Raw genomic sequence first — 21,483 nt, forward strand, 5'->3', positions numbered from 1 at the left:
ATTCCTTATGATTTGTTATCGTTAGGCTTGAGGATTTCAGAAATAGCTCCTTTTAAAACTTCTACTTTTCCAGAAGCAATATTTAAAATTACCGTGTGCTCACGGATATCGTCAACAGTGCCGATGATTCCCATGGCAGTGACTTTATCTCCTTTAGCGAGATCATTCTTACGCTTTTCCATGGCCTTTCTGCGTTTTTGTTCGGGACGCCATAAGATAAAATAGAAAAATAGAATAGCAATTGCCAACATCACGGCAGGTTGCACAAAAGTATTTTTTGATTGAGCTGCTTCTTCTTCTGCAAACAGGGGCAAAGAGCTCAGTAAAAATAGAAAACATGTCACTATACGAGAAAGCATGCAATCACCTTAACTTGGGTTAATTCGAAGTAAGATTATCATAATAGGAAGCGAGCATTCAATGCTTTTCCTAGAGATCGATCTCTCTTTCTAGTAAAATAATATTTTCTAGGTGCGTCGAATAGGGAAATTGGTCAATAGGCTGCATCTTTTTTATGCGATATCCCCCAGAGATTAGGTCCGCGCACTCTTGAAACTGTGTTTTAGGGTTGCAAGAGATATAGACAATTTTTGGAGATCCTATACGTAAAATATATTTAAGTACTTTACTTTGCATACCACAACGTGGGGGATCAATAATAATGACATCAGGAGCTTTACAATTTTCATTCCTTTTGCAGAACGCTTTCGCATCTTCTAAATAGACTTCTACGCAATCTTCTTTGTTATTCGCTTTGATGTTCTCCTGAGCCGAAGCTACAGCATCAGGAATAATCTCAACGCCAATCACATTTTTGACATAGGGAGAGAGCATAATCCCTATAGTTCCTGCTCCACAATAGAGATCAAGAAGCGTTTCCGAACCCTCGGGGTTTATAAACTCTTTCGCAGTTTCTATAATTTTCGCTGCCTGAGTAATCTGAGGTTGGAAGAAACTTCTGGGACGCAAACTAAAAGAGGCAGAGTTACCGTCACTAGGTAAGGACAGTTTTTGCTGTATCGAGGGGGCTCCGTATAGCAGTTTAGTTTCATAATATGTAGAAATCCCACGTGCAGCTACCTTTTCTTCCCAATAGATCGATGCTATGTTTAGAGAAGACGATAGGAGAATCTCTTTCCATTCATCTATACAGGCTTCGTTTACCCTATATTCTGGAGTTCCTGATGTTGTTAGGATCACCATAAAGTTTTGCTGCGGGCTCCCCGTACGGACGGTGAGTGTGCATAACGAGCCTTTGTTTTTAGGGGGGAAGTACGCCATAAGCTCTGGGTGCTTATCCCACCATTCGCGAGTGAGTTTTAAAATATCCATAGTCTGCTCATGGATAAGCAGACATGTAGTCACTGGAATTCCTTTCTTTGGTTTTGTAGAGCTGATGAATCCTAAACTTTTTTCTCCTTCATAAGTTTGAAAAAAGGAGAATTCCATTTTATTTCTTCCTCTTAAAGAGGGAGAACATGGGATGATAGGAGCAATCATATCCGAGGGAACTAAAGGAGCGAATAACTGATGAAGGAGTTCTTCCTTTTTCTTTAAGGAGTCAGAATAATTGGACTGAGGAAACGAGCATCCTCCACATACACCAAAATGTGGACAATTTTGCATGGTAGACATAGTTAAGATAGAAGCTTAGTTTTTGTTAGAGAGGTAATCTGAGAACTAGACAACAATTCACAAGGACCTTCATTTCGAATCCCTAGATGAGATACTTGAAAGGTTGTTTGAGAATATCAAAAGCAAAATGGAAATTTTATCACGAAGGAAAATTATATCTCTACCTTTTTAAGGAAGAACTCCTAGGTAGCACAGAGAAAAATTTGGGCATAAAAAAGAGGATGAGTAGAAAATTACCCACCCTCTAAACGAAATCAAGCTAAGGCGAATTATTTTCTAAATCCGCGTGCTTTGGAAGGTTTTTTAACTTTTTTTGCGGCTGTCTTTTTAGATGCAGGTTTAGAAGCTTTGACTGCTTTGCTAGTTTTAGCTGCAGCAGCAGAGCTTTTTTTAGGGGCTTTTTTTTCCGCAGTTTTTTTTACTTTGGCAGGAGCCTTAGTTGATGGCTTACGTTTTAATAACCCAGATTTCTCTGCTTTTATAGATTCTTTTCTGTAAAGTTTCGCAACTTTTTCTAATTTTATAGAGTCTGTGCGTACTCTTTGAGCTGCTGCCTTGTTTCCTTTCTCTGCTTTAGCTAAGTCGTGTTGGATGCTATCCAGCAGGTCTTTCATTTTTTTTGCCGTATCTTTTAGCGCCATGAAAAGCGTCCTCTAGTCGCTGTTTTAAACTATTTTTACTTGTTTTAATTTTTAATTAGTTTGTTTGTTCAAATTCATGCAACCATTTTTTAGAGAAAATAAGACTTTTGTAAGTTATTGTTATTTTGTTATGAGAACACACTTCTTTGTTTATCAATGTGTTAATTTATAAAATGTTTGGAAAATCCATTGGAAAAAGCAAAAAACTTTAAGAGAGGATTTGGGTTTTTTTTTCGTGTTTTGAGTAAAATGGAGAACGTATTTGTATCAATTTTTGTAGCATGTAGAGAAAAACATATTTTCTTTGATCATTGGGAACGTAGTTTCTATAGATCGAATGTAGTTCAAAGAATGCTACCCCCCAAATCCTTTACTTTCGAGAAATGTCTGCTATAAAAGGAATAGAAGTATTTAGATGAAGAAGCTATATCACCCTACCTTATTTCTGAGACCTTTGATTCGGCTGAGCCTCATTTTTGCGTTAAGTTTGACACTGATTTCAGGAAATTTCCCACAGCAGAAATCCTTTGGTCATTGCTGTGCAGATATGCACTCAGCATTAATATCAGGGAAAAATTGTGAAGAACTCTTTGCAGATTTTATTGAGCGGGTTCTTGCCGACAGAGAGACTTTGACTGCCCGTGATTGGGGAACTGTTGTTGTCTTAGTCCGCGAGTATCTCTTGAAGTGTATTCGTAAAGGGGATTGTGACTATGGAGTGAAAATTCTTCAGAAACTCCTAGCCTTACGCTTGCCGAAGGATGCTAGGAAAGACTTGCAGATCTTATGGCACCGGTTGAATCCAGAGCAGGCTCCTTTGCGAGATGTTGTTGATCAGCTTTTCACTATAGGCTGTCACGAATCTTTGCAAGATCACTTGCTTTTTGAGCTCTACACCGTGACATTGCATAGCGGTTATGAAAACCGTAAACAGGATATGCTTTTAGCTAAAGAACAAGGGGATTACAAAAAAGCTATAGAATTGGCAAAAGAGCTGGTTGCAGCATTGGAAAAGGGATCGTGTAGCCCTCACCCAGAGATAGTGCAAATAGAAAAAACTTTTTTGCAAAAAACACTGCTTGCTTTGCAAATAAAAGTAGCACAAGAAGCTCAAGAATCTTGCGATGCTTTACTCACACCCTACTGTTTGTCTGAAATTGCCTATACTGAAGCTATGGATGCTTTGGTACTGCGTATAGCTAGAGGTGAAGTCTCTCGTACTAATGAGGTGGATAGTGTCTTACTGAGCCATGCCTTACAACACCTCCCTTTCGCACGGGAAAAAGCGATTCCTGAACTTGAAGTTCTTATTGATCACGGAGCCTATCTAGAATCCACATTACTATACTATGCATACTTCTCTTTATTAGAACTTTATCATCAAAATAAAGACTTTGCATCGCTAGAGCGTTTGCTAGAGAAGGGTGATGCTGTCTTTGTCCCTGAGCATCCCTATTTCCCAGAATATGGGTTTTTTCTAGGTGCATATTTCTATGCTAAAGGGAAATACGAGAGCGCTGAGAAAGTTTTCTTACAGATTATAGATCCCGCTGTAAAACTAGGAGCTACTTTTGCTAGAGCATATGAATATCTAGGGTGTATTGCTTATGTTCAGAATCATTACGAGAAGGCGGAAGAATACTTTCTCCGTGCTTATAAGAGTTGGGGACGCGAAGAGTCAGGTATAGGATTATTTTTAGCATACGCTGTGCAAAAGAAAAAGACTGCATGTGAGGATATGCTCTACCATCCTAAGTTTTCTTTTACCTACCGTCATTTGCTAGATTCTCTCTGTTCTTTATCGTATCCACATGGGGAAAATAAGGGCAGCTCTGCGATCCAAAGAGTCCATAGGGCTGTACCCGAGCTTTCAGAGATTTATAGCCGCTGTATCTATGATATGATTAAATATAGGAATGTTACCTATACGCACCCTATTATAGAGCTTGCTTACAACCAAGTCCGCAATTTAGAAAAACGTAATTTAGAAGAAATTTGTAGGGATGCGCAAGATCCAGAATATGATAAAGCTTTAGCCTTTTGGGGAGCCCTTCAATCGGGGGCCTCTGTGCCAAGGTCTCTCATTGAAAGTTCAGATGTGGATGAAGCCAGAATCACAATACGTTGCTATGAGGCTTTATATTTTCACAATCCAGATGCTATAGCTATGCTTCCTCAAGCGTTTTCTGAAGAATGTAATTCTTGGCAAACGGCACTGCGACTCGTTTGGACGTTAGTACGACCTAAAGGAGCTCCTAATCACGCTAAGTATTGGGATCACCTTGTGCTCCGTCCCCATGGGGATAGCCTATATTTTTTTGGTTATGACCTTCAAGAATATCTCATTGGCAAAGAAGATGCCTTGAAGCATCTGTCTGTATTTGCGGAACTCTTCCCTAAATCTTCGCTGCTTTCGCTTGTATACTATTTACAAGGCTATAGCGAATCCTCGGCTTTGAGGAAAGTCGGATGGTTTGTAAAAGCTCTTGAAGAGTTCACTGAGATTTCTTGGTCGGGAGAGCATATGAAGACATGGGCGTATATCTATTATATGGTGAAGTTAGATCTTGCTGATACCTACATCTCTTTAGGCAACTTTTCTCAGGCAGTTCATATTCTTGAGGAGGTTAAGGAAGATTGGCAAGTCGCCAGTCATCCCAAACTACATTTCCTTAAGGGAGAGGACTGTTACTTAGCTATGGAACTGCGATGGGTAGAGGGATTGGCCTATGCGTACTTTCAGTTACATGAGACCGCACACTTGTCCAATCATCTTCTTGAGCATGTAGAAAAGAATTTAATTTCCCCACGTTCTTACAGAGACTATTATGGCGAGTCTCTACAGAGAACTCTGGGGTTGTGCCAGCGTTTCCTCGGTGTGTAAATCACAGATAGCATGATATGCAGAAGCTATACATCGATTCAGTCCTGGGCCTGCAATATTTTGACCTACAATTTTTAAATTTCCTGGTAAGTGAGGTAGGATACGCTCTTTCCTTTCTAGAAAGCCAACAGCATGTTGTGGTATGCCATCCTGAGATGAAAATAAAGCAAAAGCATCTGGTTTTTGATTGATATTCAGGTATTCTGAGAGAGCTGCTATCGCAAAGGCATGAGCTTCTGATTCCCGCCATTTGCCTTCAATGAGAAGGGAGAGCACTGTTTTCCCTGGCGTAGCTTGCGGGAAGATTTGAGAATTCCAAACGATTCCCAAGAGGGGAAGCTCGTCTGCAAATAGCATGCCATAACCTTTGGGAAGCGAAAAGTTGGCGTGATGCCAACCTAAGCTGATGCTAGATAAATTCCAAGGGAGAACTCTTTTAGATAAATTTTCAATTCCATAGTTAGGAAGCAATACAGGAAGCTGCTGGAGAGGTCCTGTATAAATTACCATATCGGCAAAAAACGTCTCTGAAGGTGTGGTTACACAAGCTTCTTTTGGTGAACAATCGATGTGAGTCACACTAGTAGAAAACTTCCATGTTGCGGGGAGTTTTTCTTGGATAGTAGTAATCAAAGTCCCCATGGAAGGAGATAGAGATGCAAGATATCTGTCGGTCTTAGACTTTTTGGGGGATCTATTTTTAAGATAACTGCGTAATAGAGACCCGCTGGAAGCTTCTCTCTTTGCTAGTTCAGGAAATGCCATGTGTGTGGAGAGAATGCTGCTATGGCCTGCGCGTATGGCTGTGATTAGTGGATCTAATATATAGCTTGTAAAATTTTGTGAACTATGTCGCTTTAAGAAATCCTGAACGGAACTATCTTGAGTATAGCAAGGTGCACGGAAGTCCTTAATTAAAGAAGGAAGCAGGCCCTTTCTTAGGAGAGTCCAGGTGGATATTTTATGGGCCTTCCCTCTGTAGTAGACAAAGCGGTTTTTTGCTGCACGATCACTGAAGATCAAGGAATTTTGGAGACCAAGTTCATGGATAAGTTTTAGAGTATACTCTCCGTCTCCCCGGGTGAGGAATCCTTTAGGTCCGAGGTCAAAAGAAAACCCTTGAGGGGATTCCGTGCGGACGAAGCCTCCTGCGTAGGCTTCTTTATCTAAAACAAGGATTTCCGCTTGGGGGAATTTCTTATGAAGCCACCAACCTGCAGCAAGACCAGAAATTCCTGCGCCTATAATGATTGCTCTCTTCACACAAAACCTCCTCTCTGCTCAGTTTCTCAACATTTTTATATAGAAGCTGAGAAACATTCTTTTTTAGATACCTTATTGAGAAAATAGTGATCGAAAGCTGTGGCAATGACTCTGACAAACAATTCTCCAAGAGGAGTTACTTTCAAAGAGCCAGGACTGTTATGGATGAGACCTGTAGTTTCCATACTTATCAAGCGATCACGACTTTCTATAAAATAAGTATCAAACTCATATCCAAAAAGGTTGAAAAACTCTTCCTTATTGATCGTAAACGTGCACATCAGCTTATGGATTGCCCATTTTCTAATCCGATCATCCTCGGTAAGAATTTTACTTTTCACAGTGGCAAATGTTCCTCGAAGCACCGTATTGTGATATTCCTCAAGGGTTTTTGCATTTTGTAGATAAATTCCACGAATGAAGCTTGTAGAAGTCATTCCTAACCCGAGCAGATCTTCTTCTGGGGGTAGAGAATACCCCTGAAAGTTGCGGATTAGAGTTTTGTTTTTGAAAGCGAGGGTAAGAGGATCATGGGGAAGAGAGAAATGATCCATACCGATGGCCTGATATCCTGCTTTTGTAAGTAAATGCCGGGATTGAGAATAAATCGCGAATTTCTCTTCCATAGAAGGCATATCCGAAGCTTTCATGGCTTTTTGGTGCGGCTTGATCCATGGAACTGAGGCAAAAGAAAATAAAGCAAGACGATCTGGATACATCGCTAAGATATCTTGAATTGTTTTAGAAAAGGACTCCTTGGTTTGTTTGGGAAGACCATAAATTAAGTCTATATTGATACTTTGGAAGGCGAGTTCCTTAAATTTTTCGTATGCCTTTAAAGATTCCTCATGCGATTGGCGTCGTCGTACAGCTTCTTGAACATCAGCTTGGGTATCTTGAACGCCTAAGCTAACCCTATTAAAACCTACGTTCTGAAAGAAATCTGCTTTTTCCATGTCGTTTCTTAAAGAACGAGGATCCACTTCAATAGCAATTTCTTCAGCATGTGAAAGATCAAAAAGCTTATGGATGTGGTCAAAAAGCAGGGTAAACAACTCCCTGGAGAGTCTGCTAGGGGTGCCTCCTCCAAAATGAATCCTGGATACCTGAGGCCGGAATCCTATGGTCTCAACGACAAGTTTCATCTCTTGGATTAGGGTGTTGATATAAGCTTCTACAATATCTTCACGACGATTCAAAACAACAGAACAACCGCAATACAAACACATGGATTGGCAGAAGGGGATATGAAAATAAAGAGAGAGAGGCTGAGGATTTTCTCTAATTCTTTGGAACGCTAGAAGAGCTGGAGCCGCATCGGAAGGTTCCCATTCTAAAGCTGTAGGGTAGCTTGTGTATCTGGGCGCGGGTTGATGAAGTCCTTCTAAGAATTTAAAGTTGACGTTGAACATAAGAAACTACCAATTGGACGTTTTCTAAAGGTGTTTCAGGAAGAATCCCATGTCCAGAATTAAAAATGAAGTTAGGATATGTTCTTAAAGGAACAAGGAAGGCTTCTACATAGTGTAATAATTTCTCTTGGGGCAATAAAAATATTGCCGGATCCAAGTTTCCTTGTAGGGAGAGCATAAGATTTTTTTGTATGCGATGAAGGTCCACATGATAATCAGGATGGAGTGTATCGGCTTGCGTGGCTTGCAGAGTATAAAAATTTTCTTCAAAACAACGACAAAATAAACTCACAGGAATGGCCTGCTCTTTAAGTTTTGCTATCAGACGACGGTTTGGTTCAGTCACATAGCGTGTAAAGAGTGCTGAAGGGAGACGTAGACTCGAAGATTCAAAAAGCTGCACAGCAGCAGCTCCTGCATCCATTTGTGTTTTTAGATAAATAGCAGTCCCTTCGATAATTGTAGAGATGAGCTGATCAAATTTTTCAGGATACACATAGAGAAAAGACATGGTCTTAGAAAAATCTTTGGAAGCACCTCCATCAATTAAGTAGCAGGCGAGTGTGAAGGGAGATGCTGCAAAAACAATCAGCGGAACAGGAAGTTTTTGCTTAAGAGTTCGAATCGCGTCCAAAAGATAGCTAAAGATGGTTTGTGGATCGGAAGTGAAAGTGAAAGGTTGCTCTGGAGAAAATTGTATGCGCGGACCAGGAGCAAAGTCATAGGTCACAGCAAAACCATCCAAGATGGATAGGATATCAGCAAAGAGAATAGCAGCATCTACATGTAGCAACGAGGGCCCTAAAAGCGTAGCCTCTACAATAGCTTCAGTATTATGGAAAAAGGTTTTTAAAGATTGGGATCCTTTCAGCTCTTGGTATGGAGGCATGTACCTTCCTACCTGTCGTAATAGCCATATGGGAGGATGAGAGGCAGTTTGAGATTTTAAAAGATCAAAAAAAGCAGACATAGAGTCCCAATTATGAAGCGTTGATTAAGAAGCCCCTTTCTATGGACTCAATGACTTCTTTGACTAGAAGTTCAGGAGTTGGAGATAGAGCATAGGGCAAGGTTTTCTTTGTCTGTTCAGATTTGCTAAGGCATTTTTGCACATATAAAGCATTCGCAGTTCCCTTAATGCTAGAAATGCCATGCTGCAAAGCAAATAGGCGTATTTCAGCAAGGGCAAAAAGCCAGCAGATCTCTTGAGGTAATGGGCCAAAGCGATCTCGCATTTCTTCTTGTATTGCGGTAAGCTCTTCAGAGCTTTCAGCATTACCAATCTTTTGGTAAAACTCAATGCGCATCGATCCAGTTTCGATGTAAGTATCAGGAATACGCGAATTGTAAGGAAATTCTATTTTCACATCGTCGTTGAAAAGTAGGGGGGACGTGTGTTTTTTTAAAGCTGAAACAGCTTTTTTTAGTAATTTGCAATACAAATTAAACCCTATAGTTCCGATATGTCCCGACTGATCGGTTCCTAGAATATTCCCTGCACCGCGGATTTCTAAATCATGGAGGGCAATCTTCATTCCCCCTCCATATTCCTGCTTATTTAAAGCAGCGAGTCGCTTCGCTGCTGGCCCAGACAACCTGTCTAAGTGAGGAACTAGAAAATAACAATAGGCCTTTTTATTCCATCGCCCGACACGTCCCTTCATTTGATATAAATCCGCCATTCCAAACTTATCGGCATGATCTATCAAAATGGTATTGGCGTTTGGAATATCAATCCCGTTTTCTATCAGTGCAGTAGCAACGAGGATGTCGGTTTTCTGATTTTTGAATTTCGTAAAGATATTAGAGAGGTCCTCAGCTCCCATTTGACCATGAGCTACGCCAATACGAGCCTCAGGAATCAGATTGCGAATGGTCTCAGCAAGAGTATAGATGCTCTCAATCCGATTATGAATGACATAGGCTTGTCCTCCTCGAAGGAGCTCGTGCCTTAAAGCCGCTGTCAATGTTTCTGTATTATGCTCCATGACAAAAGTACTTACAGGCAACCTATCCAAGGGAGGCATGGCAATCACAGATAGATCACGAGCTCCTGATAGAGACATGTGCAATGTCCTTGGGATGGGAGTCGCAGATACTGTAAGACAGTCAATCATGGGATAGCGCTCCTTCAGATTGTCCTTAACTTTAACTCCAAAGCGTTGTTCTTCATCAATAATTAATAAACCAGGGTTCTTAAACTCTAGGCTTTTGTTAATGAGTTTGTGAGTTCCAATGATAATGTCAATTTGTCCTGAAGCTACTTGCTCACAGATGAGTTTTTGCACTTTGGCTTGGGAGAAACGTGAAAGCACAGCAATTTCGATCGGCAATCCCGCCATTCTTTCTTTAAAAGTTTCATAGTGCTGAGTTGCTAAAATCGTTGTGGGAACCATAACAATGACTTGTCGATGGCCATCGCAAACAGCCTTGACAGCAGCCCGCATGATGACTTCAGTTTTCCCAAAGCCAGCATCTCCGCAAATTAATCTATCCATGAGTTTTGGAGACATCATGTCATTGTAAATCTGATCAATAGTCTTTAACTGATCGGGGGTTTCTTCATAGGGAAACGTTTCCGCAAACTTGATTACGGACTCTCCGTGAGGAGGGTACACAAAAGCAGGAGTTGTCGAACGTTGTGCTTCTAACTGTAAGAGCTTCTCTGCGTAGACAATCAAAGATTTTTCAGTAAGATCTCTAGAGCGCTTCCATTTCGAACTATTTAAATGATGGAGATCGGCAGCTTTATCAGAAGTCCCAACATACCGAGAGATCAGATAGGCTTGGTTCGAAGGAACATAAAGCCGAGCTTTATCTGCATATTCTAAAACAAGATAATCCGTTTCAATATTCAGATGGTTCGGTTTTTTTTCTATTCCTAGGAATTTTCCAATTCCATTATGAATATGGACAACAGTCTCTCCTGGAATCGGAACAAAAACTTCTTCAGTAGTCACTGAAAAGTGAGTGCGTTGTTTTTGCCTACGCAATACTTTTGTAGAAGCAAACTCGGATAGGGAAATCGCTGCAAAGGCTTCGTTTACTAATGCAAAGCTGGAAGTTAGATTCCCTGTTTTTTCATAGATTTCCACATCCCCACGAGCTACAGTCTCTGCTAGAGCACGGGCCTCTTTTAAAGATTTCGTTTTTGTGCTGTAGATGGCTAATTTTAAGGGCTTTCCATGAGGAGGCATATATTCTTGAAGATGCTGTAGGAAAGCAAGTAGGGGATTCTCATCGTTCTGAATAATTTGCTCAGGATACAGTATAGGAATCGCTTGGCGACTCGCTTCCATGTTTCGGTGAAATGCTTCGATGATGACGCGGTTTTCCTTGAGATTCTTGACGTTAGGAAACGGAGTCTCCGAGAAATAAACTTGATTAGACGTTGAAATGCGATCGTAGAGAGTGCCAATAGAGAAAAATCTATCTGGAAGGGACGAAAGTGTTCCAGAAATATCCGCAAAGTCATCTTCTAGAATTTCTAAGTTATCAAAGAGATAGAGAGGAGGGGTGCTGAAATAGTCTAATAGTGAATGAGAATAGTTTCCTCCAGAGGCCTCTTCTGTGTACGCTGGAGAGATAGAAATTTTAGAGACTTTTCCTGTCGATAGCTGATCCGAAGGATTGTAAGATCTGATAGAAATGATCTTCTCTCCCCAAAATTCTATCCTAAAAGGCTCTGGCGAGGATAACGGGAAAATATCAACAATTCCTCCGCGACAAGAAAATTCTCCCTTTTCGCTAGTTAGCATGACCTGAGAATATCCTAAACTTTTACAGAGTTCCGTAGTTGCTTCTGGATCTAAGACATCTCCAACTGCGAGATCAAGATGTTGTTGACTTGTAGCTTGTGGAGAACGGGTTTTTTCTAAAAGAGCTTTTAATGTAGTGACACAGAATATAGGAGCCCTGTGCTGATTCAAGCTGTAAAGAAGATGATCTCGCTTCCCCACAGCATCTATGTTCACTAATTTTGGAGAGAGATCAATTTCAGAAGAGGGAAATTCTACAGGAGCTTGGTCTAAAAAGGTCCTTAAATTTTCAAAGAGATCATCAAGACGTGCGGGTGTCGTAATCATAATTACAGAAGCACGACAGTCATGAAACATCTTTGCTGCAAGGAATGCCGTGGCTCCTGGATGAATATTTTCTAATAGTAAAGGAAGTGTTTCCTCTTTGAATTCTTTGGAAATAGAAAAATCTAAATTAACTGGGTTGAAATCCATTGCCATAAAGTTTCATTTAATACTTCTGTTGCTGGGAGAGCGGGAGCACTACCTTGGGCCGATTGATCTTTTCCTCCCCAGCGACCACCGCAAGGAGTAAGAACAGCTTTCAATAAATCCTGAGCATGGACGCCTTGTGTGATAAGGTCGTCAGAGACTCGAGATAGTACAATATATTTCCCATTTTTCTCTGTTGTCCACAGAGAAATTAGTTTTTCTGGAATCCTTTGATGCAAACATTGTGCGTACTGCTGCAAACGGTGGTTCTCATGTTCTGCGAGATGATGCACGAGGCAAGTGATTCCTTGACGTTGATGACAATTGTGGATTAACTTGTCTAATTTTGTCTGAATCAGACTGTTTTCTAACTCATTTAACCGTTTGTCTTGTTGTTTGCGCTCATCTAAAGTTGCAGTTAGCCTGGAGACAATCTGATCCCTAGGGACTTGTAATAGCGTAGCAATCTCTTCTAATACTTCGCTTTGTTGGTGTACTGTAGCTTCGGCTTTTTCTCCAGTGACCGCCTCAATACGGCGGATGCCCATGGCCACAGCATGTTCTTTGGTAATCCGGAAGAATCCGATATCCCCAGTAGCTTCCGCATGCGTGCCTCCACAAAGTTCATGAGAGTGCCCTGCAGAAACTACACGAACCACATCGCTATACTTATCCCCGAAGAATTGCTTGATTTCTGATGAGTTCATCACATCAGAATAGAGAGCTTCACGAATATCTACAGGCTCATTCTCCCGGATACTTTCATTGACTAGAGTCTCAATACAAAGAAGATCTTCAGGTGAAATTGCCTGGGGGTGAGTAAAGTCTAAACGAATTTTTGTATCGTCAACATAGGAGCCTGCTTGACGGATGTGATCACCCAAAGTGATTTCTAAAGCTTTGTGTAATAGGTGGCAGGCAGTGTGATTGTTGGCAATCCTCTTTCTACGATAACGATTTACCTGAGCAGTCACTGCAGCTTCTACAGTCAGACTTCCTTGGGAAATTCTTCCATGATGTACGATTAACCCGGCTTTTGGAGATGTCGTATGGGTAACAATAAAGGTCCCCTCACTACAAAAGATCTCCCCAGAATCTCCAACTTGTCCCCCTTTTTCTGCATAAAAAGGAGAAACTTTTAATACAATAGCACCCTCTTGCTTCTCTTGAAGCGAAGAAACTATGTGATCTTTAGAAATGATAGCTTCGATGAACGTATCACAAGAGAGATGATCATACCCTATAAATTCTGAAGTTAAATGTAGTTCATTGTAGATAGATTCCGAAGTCCCTTGGGATTGAACTACGTTTTTTCTAGAACGTTCTTTAGCTTCTTGCTCTAACTTATGGAAGGTATCCATGTCGACACTATAGTCGTAATCTTTAGCTAACAAAGAAATCTCATCAATGGGCATGCCATAGGTATCTTTGAGCTTGAAAGCATCTTCACCTGAAATGCAAGAGGAGGAAGAAGAACTTTTCAAAACTTGCTGTAGAAGGTTTCCTCCACGGTCAAGAGTTTTAAAGAAACTTTCTTCTTCTAAAGTGAGTACTTTTTGAATTTGGGATAGCGAATTCTTTAATTCAGGGTAGGCCTCTCCCATAGCATCTGCTAATGAGGGAACAATTTCTGCTAAGAAGGGATTGCGAAACCCTAAACGCCGTCCATAGTTTACGGATCGTCTCAAAATTTTTCTTAGAACATAGCCTCGCTCAGTGTTTCCTGGAAGGAGACCATCAGCGATAGCAAAAGATAAAGAACGTACATGATCCGCAATTACCCGGAAAGCTGCACCACTATCATCGGGATGATAGACTTTCCCAGAGAGCTGCTCAGTCTTTGCAATCAGCTCGCGCAACACATCCGCTTCAAAAACAGTGTGCGTCCCAGCAATTAAAGAGACAAGTCTCTCTAGACCAGCTCCTGTATCCACATGTTTATTAGGTAAAGCAAGTAAAGAGCCTTCGCTGGTACGATTGAATTCCATGAAGACTAAATTCCAATATTCTAAGAAACGCTCTCCATCAGTATCGTCAAGGGGAGAAGAGGCGTTTCCAAAACTGGGGCCACGATCAAAGAGGAGCTCGGAACAATAGCCACAGGGGCCTGTGTTTGCCATGCTCCAGAAGTTGTCTTTGTCTGTAAGACGGAAAATACGATCTGTAGGAAGATATGCTTCCCAAAGAGCAAATGCTTCATCGTCTTTTTCATGTACGGTAGCGTAAATCCCTTCGGGATTAAAATTAAAAACAGATAAAGAGACTTCCCAAGCAAAGGCAATCGCCTCTGCTTTAAAGTAGTCTCCGAAAGAAAAATTCCCTAACATCTCGAAGAAGGTGAGGTGCCTTGAAGTATGACCCACATTATCTAGGTCGTTGTGTTTCCCTCCAGCTCGAATACATTTCTGCGATGTTGTGGCTCGAGAGTAGCTCACCTTCTCTTTATTTAGGAAAATATCCTTAAACTGATTCATTCCTGCATTCGTAAAAAGGATCGAGGGATCATTGTGAGGAAATACTGGAGAAGAGGGAAGAATGGTATGGTGGCGGTTAGCATAGAATTTTAAAAAATTGGAGCGAATAGTATTGCTTAACATGAAAAAGAACTCTCAACGGCAGCGGTTTTGCAGATTCCTTGCCATTATAGGAGAGTTCTTTATTTTCGTCTCTATCCCTAATTTTTAGTTAAAAAACTTTCCTGTTTATTATTGAGATTTGATCGAAAATTCATTTGTTTTTGAAAGAATTACAAGGTAAGAGTTCCTTGCTTTTTGCTTGGGGATTTCCTATAGTTGCTGCTTTTACATAGAAGGTCTCCAGGGTTTACTTATGATCAATAAAGAATTAGATATTGGTATTTTAGGAAAAATTGCTGGGGCTATTAAACAAATTAGTATTGAATCCATCCAAAAGGCCTCTTCTGGTCATCCAGGACTTCCCCTAGGATGCGCAGAACTTGCTGCCTATTTATATGGTTATGTCCTGCGGCAAAATCCACGTGATCCCCATTGGATTAATAGGGATCGGTTTGTCTTGTCAGCAGGTCATGGATCTGTTCTTCTCTATTCTTGTTTGCATCTTGCCGGATTTGATGTTTCCTTAGAGGATCTTCAGGAATTTCGCCAGCTTCACTCCCGAACTCCCGGGCATCCCGAGTACGGCGAAACTGTGGGAGTCGAAGCAACGACAGGTCCTCTGGGACAGGGATTAGGCAATGCTGTCGGCATGGCGCTCTCTATGAAGATGTTGGAATCCCGATTCAATCGCCCAGGACATGAGATTTTTAACGGAAAAATCTATTGTTTGGCAGGGGATGGCTGTTTTATGGAGGGAGTCAGCCACGAAGTTTGTAGCTTTGCAGGCTCTTTAAATTTAAATAATCTTGTGGTCATCTATGACTACAATAATGTTGTTCTCGATGGATATCTTAATGAAATTAGTGTTGAGGATACAAAAAAACGTTTTGAAGCCTATGGCTGGGATGTATATGAAATTGATGGGTATGATTTTACCCATATTCATGAGACATTCTCGAGCATCAAACGGGGGCAGGAACGTCCTGTATTAGTGATTGCACATACAATTATTGGTCATGGTTCGCCTAAGGAAGGGACAAATAAGGCTCATGGTTCTCCTTTAGGAGTCGAAGGGACTCATGAAACAAAACAGTTTTGGCATCTCCCTGAAGAAAAGTTTTTTGTCCCTCCTGCAGTAAAGAACTTCTTTGCTCATAAAATACAAGAAGATCGAAAAGCACAGGAGCAATGGCTGGATGAAGTTCGTGTTTGGTCAAAACAGTTCCCAGAATTACACGAAGAATTCGTTGCGTTGACCTCTCATAAGTTACCTAAAAACTTAGAATCCTTGGTGCAGAGTGTAGAAATGCCAGACTCTATAGCTGGCCGGGCTGCTTCAAATAAACTGATCCAAGTATTAGTACAGCACATTCCTTATTTGATTGGAGGGTCCGCAGATCTTTCAAGCTCAGATGGAACTTGGATTGCGAATGAGAAAGTCATCCATACGTATGACTTCTCTGGAAGGAACATTAAATACGGCGTTCGTGAGTTTGGTATGGCCACAATCATGAATGGTTTAGCTTATAGCCAGGTATTTCGTCCTTTTGGTGGAACATTTTTAGTTTTTTCTGACTATATGCGTAATGCAATTCGCTTGGCCGCATTATCTAAATTACCAGTCATCTATCAATTTACCCATGATTCTATATTTGTTGGAGAAGATGGACCTACGCATCAGCCTGTGGAACAATTGATGTCTTTGCGCGCGATCCCTGGATTGTATGTAATACGTCCTGCCGATGCTAATGAAGTTAGAGGAGCGTGGATTGCAGGATTAAAGCACACAGGTCCTACAGTCATTGTCTTGTCGCGACAAGCATTGCCCACACTGCCTGCTGCGCATCGGCCTTTTAAAGATGGTGTAGGTCGTGGTGCTTATATTGTCTTAAAAGAGTCAGGAGAAAAACCAGACTATACTCTCTTCGCTACAGGGTCAGAAGTTTCTTTAGCTCTTTCTGTAGCTAAAGAACTCGAACACTTGGATAAGCAAGTGCGTGTAGTTTCTTTCCCTTGTTGGGAGCTTTTTGAAGCTCAAGATGTGGACTACAAACAGAGTATTGTAGGCGGAGATCTTGGAATTCGTGTCTCTATAGAAGCAGGATCTGCTTTGGGGTGGTATAAGTATATCGGATCTGAAGGTTTAGCTATCGCTATGGATAGATTCGGATACTCAGGAGCTTCTGATGATGTATCAGAAGAATGTGGCTTTACTACAGAGCAAATCCTTCAGAGGATTCTCTCTCAATAGTCACTGTCGGAAGTTTCAGAGCCGCTAGCCATAGTGTCATCGGCTTCTCCAACTTCCATATGAGGTAATCCTCGATACTGTTGATCCTTCTTATGGTCAGAAGCTGCTCGTTTTAGCATGACTTTTTCAAGGTTCTCTATGACTTCTTGTCCTGTTAAGATGTGGTCTTCCGTATAAGTATTAAAGATGAAGTTCCCACTGGACTTCGTTTTGATTCCCTCCTTCCTTAAGGGAAGATCTGAAATCAATAATAACGCTCCAATGGGCAGGTTTCTACGGTATCCGGCAGCAAAAAGTGTCGCACACTCCATTTCAGCGGATTGAGCTTTGGTTTCGTACAGTTTTTTTCTAAATTTTTTGTTAAATTCCCAAAAGCGAATGTTGGTCGTGTGGGTAATGCCAATATGGTAGTTTGCCTTCTTATCTTCTAAAACTTCAGTTGTTGCTTTCTGTACAACAAAATTTGCAAGAGCCGGAACTTCAGGAGGGAAATAGGCGTCTGAAGTACCCTCTCCACGTATGCTAGCTACGGGGACAAAGTAATCTCCAACCTGATAATGAGAGCGTAAGCCCCCACACATTCCTAACATAAGCGCTGCTTTGAGATCAGGAAGAAATGAACATAAGTCTATAGTTAATGCAGCTCCTGGAGACCCTAGTTTAAAATCTAAAATTGAAGTTTTAAGATGAGGAGCATGGGCAGCAGAAAACATAGAACCCTCAAAGACGGGCACCCCATGAAGTTTTGCAAAGGTTTGGATATAGTAAGAGAAGTTCGTGAGTAAGAGATAAGGACAAAATTGCTTTACGCTAGAGCCAGAATAACGTTCTAACATATCTTGAGCAATCCTGGATTCAGAAGTATGTTTGGACACACGCTCTCCTTTGTAATGTTTTCTTCTCAGATTCTTAGCATTCTTATCGTTTCTCGGTCATTAAAAAAATCCTAGAAATCAAAAGATAGAATTCTGATAAGGGACAGCTGCAATCATTTACATAGAAGGAGAGTCCTTCGATTCCTGATGTACATTCTTCTGGACAAAGGAGAAAAAGCTCGATAACATAAATCGAAGAAAATTAAGAAATAGATTGCTTTATGGTTCGTGTAAGTACTAGTGAATTCCGTGTGGGATTAAGAATAGAAATTGATGGTCAGCCCTACTTGATTTTACAAAATGATTTTGTAAAGCCAGGAAAAGGCCAGGCTTTTAATAGAATCAAAGTAAAAAATTTTTTAACTGGCAGAGTCATTGAACGAACCTATAAGTCTGGAGAATCTGTAGAGACTGCAGATATCGTAGAGCGCTCCATGCGCCTTCTGTATACTGACCAAGAAGGGGCCACGTTTATGGATGACGAGACCTTTGAGCAGGAGGTTGTCTTCTGGGAGAAACTCGAGAATATTAGACAGTGGTTATTAGAAGATACCATCTACACCCTAGTTTTATATAACGGGGATGTGGTTGCTGTAGAGCCTCCTATTTTTATGGAGCTTAGCATTGCAGAAACAGCTCCAGGAGTGCGTGGAGATACAGCATCAGGGCGTGTTTTGAAGCCAGCCGTGACGAATACAGGAGCTAAGATCATGGTCCCTATCTTTATTGATGAAGGGGAATTGGTCAAAGTAGATACTCGTACGGGAAGCTACGAATCCCGAGTTTCTAAATAGATTGCCGTTGTAGGAAAAGTATTTCTTTTTTACAGTGCGTAATATGGAAGCTAAGAAAATCAAAGAGCTATCTAAAGAAGCTCAATTGCTAAAAAAATTAAGAGAGAAGTCTCGGGTTCTTGATGAAAAGAACAAGCGCAAAGCTTGGGTTGCTAAGCTTGTAGCTATGCCAGAGTCTATCCGAGAGATAGAGAAAGAAGAGCGCGTAGAAACTCCTCAATTATTTCAAGCTATAGCAGAGAAGATTTTAGAAGAAGGTGTTTAGTCACCTGAATCTTCCTGCATCATTCTATAACTTCTGACAGTCCCAAGTTGCTTCATTAGCAATTTCTAAAGGTGCATCAAAGTCTAAGAGATTTTTCAAAATCATAGTGTGCACCTGATATTTTTCAGGATACAAGTCTATAACATGGAAACGTGAATTCGTTGGTAGAGAGATCGACCCGCTATTGAGAATATAAGAGGGCGAAGTGTCCGCACAATTGTAAACAGCAGCTTGGTGTTCGTGACCGTGTAGATAAAGGCGTACTTTGGGATATTTCTTCAAAACGTTTTGAAGATGTGTATTGTTGATAAGATCATGACTGGGATTTTGTGAAGAGAGCAGAGGATAATGGTTTGCAATGATGACATTCTCTTCAGGGGAAAGAGAGAGCAAAAAGGTTTCAATAGCCGAAATCTGTGCTAAATGCACCACTCCATTTGCTGAAAACCATCCATTCAAACAAGAACAATCTAATAAAATTAACCACCAATGATCAGTGATCTTGTGAAAGGACACCTTATTCTGTTGGAGCTGGTCATTTGGGAAGTGGGTGTAAAACGTTTGTTGTGCAAGAGATTTCAGGGTGTAGACATCGTGGTTGCCAGGCAAAAGGTAAACCGAGGAATGCTTAGCGAGAGTTTCAACGAAATGCTTAGCGAGTAAGAACTCTCCATCCATAGCCGTGAGGGAGAAATCTCCCGTGATGCACACGCTATCCGCTCCAAGAGATCGGACTACCTTAGGGAAACGCTGCCCTATAGTTGTAGCTTGAAAATGGACTAACCCAAATACCTTGCGCAGAAGTCCTTTGAGCCTTTTATTAAAGCAGTGCACGGGATTGACAGGGAGAACATGAAAATGTACATCGGAAATGTGAATAATACGATGCACATGTCGGGGCTTTTCTTGCATAGGACGTGGGTTACTTTTGTTTTTCTGATCTACTGTATTAGAATCTAGGGAAAAATTCTAACAACAAAGATCGATCTCTAAGGAGAAGCCCTTAGAGTCAAGATTCTAAGGGGCTATCCCAAATGATTGATACCAAGGGGTTTATTAATTTTATAAGAGAAGATCAGAGCGTAGAAATCTCATATTGATTTTCTAAAATTAAAATTTTAGAAGAGAGAACGAGAATCGCTGTATCTAAGGCTTGGGCTAGGATTGTAGATGTCGTAGCTAACGAATCTAAGATTCCACCAGCAATAAGATCTTCAATTTCTCTAGAAAACACACTGATTCCTAGGCTTGTTGTTCCAAGTGAGGAGAGCTTAGCAATCACGGCATCCCCATCCAAGTCTGCATTGGTTGCCAAGAGCTTCAGAGGAGCACAACAGGCCTTCTGTAAGAGAGAAATTGCAATACTATTCTCATCAGCATCATCTTTAGGAGTCCCTAAAGTTAAAGATGCATAGAACAATGCAACGCCTCCTCCAGGAACATACCCACGACTTAAAGCAGATTCCATAATCTTAAGAGCGAGGGTATATAAAGGTTCGTTATCTTCATCAGTAGGAAGAATGGCTACCGAACTTTGGAGCCTATTTGTGCTTTTGATTAGCCTTTTTTTTGTTTCAAGGCATGAGGTCGTGCGTATTTCTTCTGCTAATTGTCGCGTCTTTAAGGTCAGGACTTCCGGGATATGTAGGCCTCCAATGAGTGTCGTTTGTGACTCTGAGATTTCTATAGATAGACAGGACCCTAAAGTGACCATCTCAGGAGCTAAAACATGAGATGCTTCTTGGCAAGGACAAATGTGGGTCCCAGTAAATAAAGCAATATCCTCGGCTAATTCTTGATTTGTAGTAGAGAGTTGAGGAATGGTGACTACAGTTACTTGCAAGAGCCCTTGCAATTTGTTAACAACAAGGGTAGCAAGTACGTCTGGATCGATATCTTCACAGAAAATGATGAGGTGCTGGTTTTGTTCTGAAATTTCTTGGAGTAGGGGAAGTAAGGAGTGAATCATAGAGATCTTTCTATCTGTGATCAGAATTAGAGGATGAGCAATTCTAGTTAGACGAGACGCTGTATCAGAAACAAAATACGTCGAAGCATACCCTGCAGGAATTTTAAATCCTTGAAAGACATCCATGGAAGTTTTGTCGTTTTCTCTCTCCTTAGTGATGGAGATAAGACCCTCAGGGCCTACCACAGAAAAAGCATTGTAAAAATGATCGGCAATGGTGGGCATGTGTAGAGAAGAAAAAATAATATTGCGAACTTTTAGAGCATCTTTAATAGGCCAAGATTGTTGTTGTAAGGCTTCCTGAAGCTTTTCTCCCTGCAATTTTAAAGAGGCAATGAGCTTGTGTGTGGAGATTCCCTTTTCTAAAGCTGCATAGCTTTCCTGTAAAATTGCATGGAGTAAAATAAGTCCAGTAGTCGCGCCGTCGCTGTGTTCCTTATGAATTTTATTCACCATAGCTTTCGCAAAATCTACACCGAGATTTTCATAGGAATTCGAAAGTTCTGTTTGTGAAATAGCGTAGAAGCCACGCTCTTTAAAGAAAGAAGTTGGGGAGAGGGATTGCTTGGGACCATACGATCCCTTTACTATCTGGAAAAGTTTATCTATCCCTGAAAAAAGTTTTTTATCAGCATTGTAATTAGATAATTTTTCCTGTTCGGACATGCAAACCCCCAGTAGACGTAAAA

15 protein-coding genes are annotated in these 21,483 nt (G+C 41.0%); 4 read left to right on the top strand and 11 right to left on the bottom strand.

Annotated features, from left to right (window positions below):
• Positions 1-5 precede the first annotated feature (5 nt).
• From yajC to CPB_RS04580, 3 genes are all read right to left on the bottom strand, one after another.
• Positions 6-359: a preprotein translocase subunit YajC gene (gene yajC, locus CPB_RS04570; RefSeq protein WP_010883519.1), complete on the bottom strand. Its 354-nt coding sequence runs from the start codon at positions 357-359 to the stop codon at positions 6-8.
• 70 nt (positions 360-429) lie between these two features.
• A complete protein-coding gene (gene rlmD, locus CPB_RS04575) occupies positions 430-1,635 on the bottom strand; it encodes a 23S rRNA (uracil(1939)-C(5))-methyltransferase RlmD (protein ID WP_010892238.1) in 1,206 nt (401 codons plus the stop codon).
• A gap of 269 nt (positions 1,636-1,904) precedes the next feature.
• Positions 1,905-2,276 (bottom strand): histone H1-like protein HC1, encoded by a 372-nt coding sequence (locus CPB_RS04580; RefSeq protein WP_010883521.1) that lies wholly within the window; start codon positions 2,274-2,276, stop codon positions 1,905-1,907.
• 415 nt (positions 2,277-2,691) lie between these two features.
• On the opposite strand from CPB_RS04580, the gene CPB_RS04590 reads away from it, so the two are divergent.
• On the top strand, positions 2,692-5,160 hold the full coding sequence (locus tag CPB_RS04590) for a tetratricopeptide repeat protein (RefSeq protein ID WP_010883522.1): 2,469 nt from the start codon (positions 2,692-2,694) through the stop codon (positions 5,158-5,160).
• Here CPB_RS04590 and CPB_RS04595 read toward each other — a convergent pair.
• The 5 genes from CPB_RS04595 to alaS are packed head-to-tail and all read right to left on the bottom strand — an operon-like array spanning position 5,116 to position 14,661.
• Positions 5,116-6,423, bottom strand: a complete 1,308-nt coding sequence (locus tag CPB_RS04595) for a protoporphyrinogen oxidase (protein ID WP_011126245.1) — start codon at positions 6,421-6,423, stop codon at positions 5,116-5,118. The genes CPB_RS04590 and CPB_RS04595 overlap by 45 nt on opposite strands.
• Positions 6,424-6,458: 35 nt before the next feature.
• On the bottom strand, positions 6,459-7,835 hold the full coding sequence (hemN, locus tag CPB_RS04600; RefSeq protein ID WP_010883524.1) for an oxygen-independent coproporphyrinogen III oxidase: 1,377 nt from the start codon (positions 7,833-7,835) through the stop codon (positions 6,459-6,461).
• A complete protein-coding gene (gene hemE, locus CPB_RS04605; protein WP_010883525.1) occupies positions 7,816-8,805 on the bottom strand; it encodes a uroporphyrinogen decarboxylase in 990 nt (329 codons plus the stop codon). The genes hemN and hemE overlap by 20 nt, the downstream gene beginning before the upstream one ends.
• 10 nt (positions 8,806-8,815) lie before the next feature.
• Positions 8,816-12,067: a transcription-repair coupling factor gene (gene mfd / locus CPB_RS04610; protein WP_172643918.1), complete on the bottom strand. Its 3,252-nt coding sequence runs from the start codon at positions 12,065-12,067 to the stop codon at positions 8,816-8,818.
• Positions 12,043-14,661: an alanine--tRNA ligase gene (gene alaS / locus CPB_RS04615; RefSeq protein ID WP_010883527.1), complete on the bottom strand. Its 2,619-nt coding sequence runs from the start codon at positions 14,659-14,661 to the stop codon at positions 12,043-12,045. Before alaS ends, mfd begins: the two co-directional genes overlap by 25 nt.
• 232 nt (positions 14,662-14,893) lie before the next feature.
• Here alaS and tkt point away from each other — a divergent pair, with 232 nt between their 5' ends.
• Positions 14,894-16,891 (top strand): transketolase, encoded by a 1,998-nt coding sequence (gene tkt, locus CPB_RS04620; protein WP_041466970.1) that lies wholly within the window; start codon positions 14,894-14,896, stop codon positions 16,889-16,891.
• Here the strand turns inward: tkt and CPB_RS04625 are convergent.
• A complete protein-coding gene (locus CPB_RS04625) occupies positions 16,885-17,727 on the bottom strand; it encodes an AMP nucleosidase (RefSeq protein ID WP_042254191.1) in 843 nt (280 codons plus the stop codon). The two genes, tkt and CPB_RS04625, sit on opposite strands and share 7 nt — an antisense overlap.
• A gap of 260 nt (positions 17,728-17,987) precedes the next feature.
• Between CPB_RS04625 and efp the strand changes: the two genes are divergently transcribed.
• Entirely contained in the window at positions 17,988-18,560 is a 573-nt protein-coding gene (gene efp / locus CPB_RS04630; RefSeq protein ID WP_010883530.1) for an elongation factor P, read from the top strand.
• Between the two features lie 43 nt (positions 18,561-18,603).
• A complete protein-coding gene (locus CPB_RS04635; RefSeq protein WP_010892234.1) occupies positions 18,604-18,825 on the top strand; it encodes a hypothetical protein in 222 nt (73 codons plus the stop codon).
• A 24-nt stretch (positions 18,826-18,849) separates the two neighbouring features.
• Here the strand turns inward: CPB_RS04635 and CPB_RS04640 are convergent, their stop codons facing one another.
• Positions 18,850-19,737 (bottom strand): metallophosphoesterase, encoded by an 888-nt coding sequence (locus CPB_RS04640; RefSeq protein WP_010883532.1) that lies wholly within the window; start codon positions 19,735-19,737, stop codon positions 18,850-18,852.
• Positions 19,738-19,900: 163 nt separating this feature from the next.
• Complete coding sequence (groEL3, locus tag CPB_RS04645; protein WP_010883533.1) at positions 19,901-21,460, bottom strand: variant chaperonin GroEL3; 1,560 nt, start codon at positions 21,458-21,460, stop codon at positions 19,901-19,903.
• Positions 21,461-21,483: the final 23 nt, after the last annotated feature.

Origin of the sequence: Chlamydia pneumoniae TW-183 (assembly GCF_000007205.1) — a bacterium.
Classification (GTDB): domain Bacteria; phylum Chlamydiota; class Chlamydiia; order Chlamydiales; family Chlamydiaceae; genus Chlamydia; species Chlamydia pneumoniae.

Coding starts and splice junctions, on each gene's coding strand:
- hemE (WP_010883525.1), bottom strand. CDS start 8,805: ATGTCTGCTTTTTTTGATCTTTTAAAATCTCAAACTGCCTCTCATCCT.
- CPB_RS04625 (WP_042254191.1), bottom strand. CDS start 17,727: ATGTTAGAACGTTATTCTGGCTCTAGCGTAAAGCAATTTTGTCCTTAT.
- tkt (WP_041466970.1), top strand. CDS start 14,894: ATGATCAATAAAGAATTAGATATTGGTATTTTAGGAAAAATTGCTGGG.
- CPB_RS04640 (WP_010883532.1), bottom strand. CDS start 19,737: ATGCAAGAAAAGCCCCGACATGTGCATCGTATTATTCACATTTCCGAT.
- mfd (WP_172643918.1), bottom strand. CDS start 12,067: ATGGATTTCAACCCAGTTAATTTAGATTTTTCTATTTCCAAAGAATTC.
- hemN (WP_010883524.1), bottom strand. CDS start 7,835: ATGTTCAACGTCAACTTTAAATTCTTAGAAGGACTTCATCAACCCGCG.
- CPB_RS04580 (WP_010883521.1), bottom strand. CDS start 2,276: ATGGCGCTAAAAGATACGGCAAAAAAAATGAAAGACCTGCTGGATAGC.
- groEL3 (WP_010883533.1), bottom strand. CDS start 21,460: ATGTCCGAACAGGAAAAATTATCTAATTACAATGCTGATAAAAAACTT.
- efp (WP_010883530.1), top strand. CDS start 17,988: ATGGTTCGTGTAAGTACTAGTGAATTCCGTGTGGGATTAAGAATAGAA.
- yajC (WP_010883519.1), bottom strand. CDS start 359: ATGCTTTCTCGTATAGTGACATGTTTTCTATTTTTACTGAGCTCTTTG.
- CPB_RS04590 (WP_010883522.1), top strand. CDS start 2,692: ATGAAGAAGCTATATCACCCTACCTTATTTCTGAGACCTTTGATTCGG.
- alaS (WP_010883527.1), bottom strand. CDS start 14,661: ATGTTAAGCAATACTATTCGCTCCAATTTTTTAAAATTCTATGCTAAC.
- CPB_RS04635 (WP_010892234.1), top strand. CDS start 18,604: ATGGAAGCTAAGAAAATCAAAGAGCTATCTAAAGAAGCTCAATTGCTA.
- rlmD (WP_010892238.1), bottom strand. CDS start 1,635: ATGTCTACCATGCAAAATTGTCCACATTTTGGTGTATGTGGAGGATGC.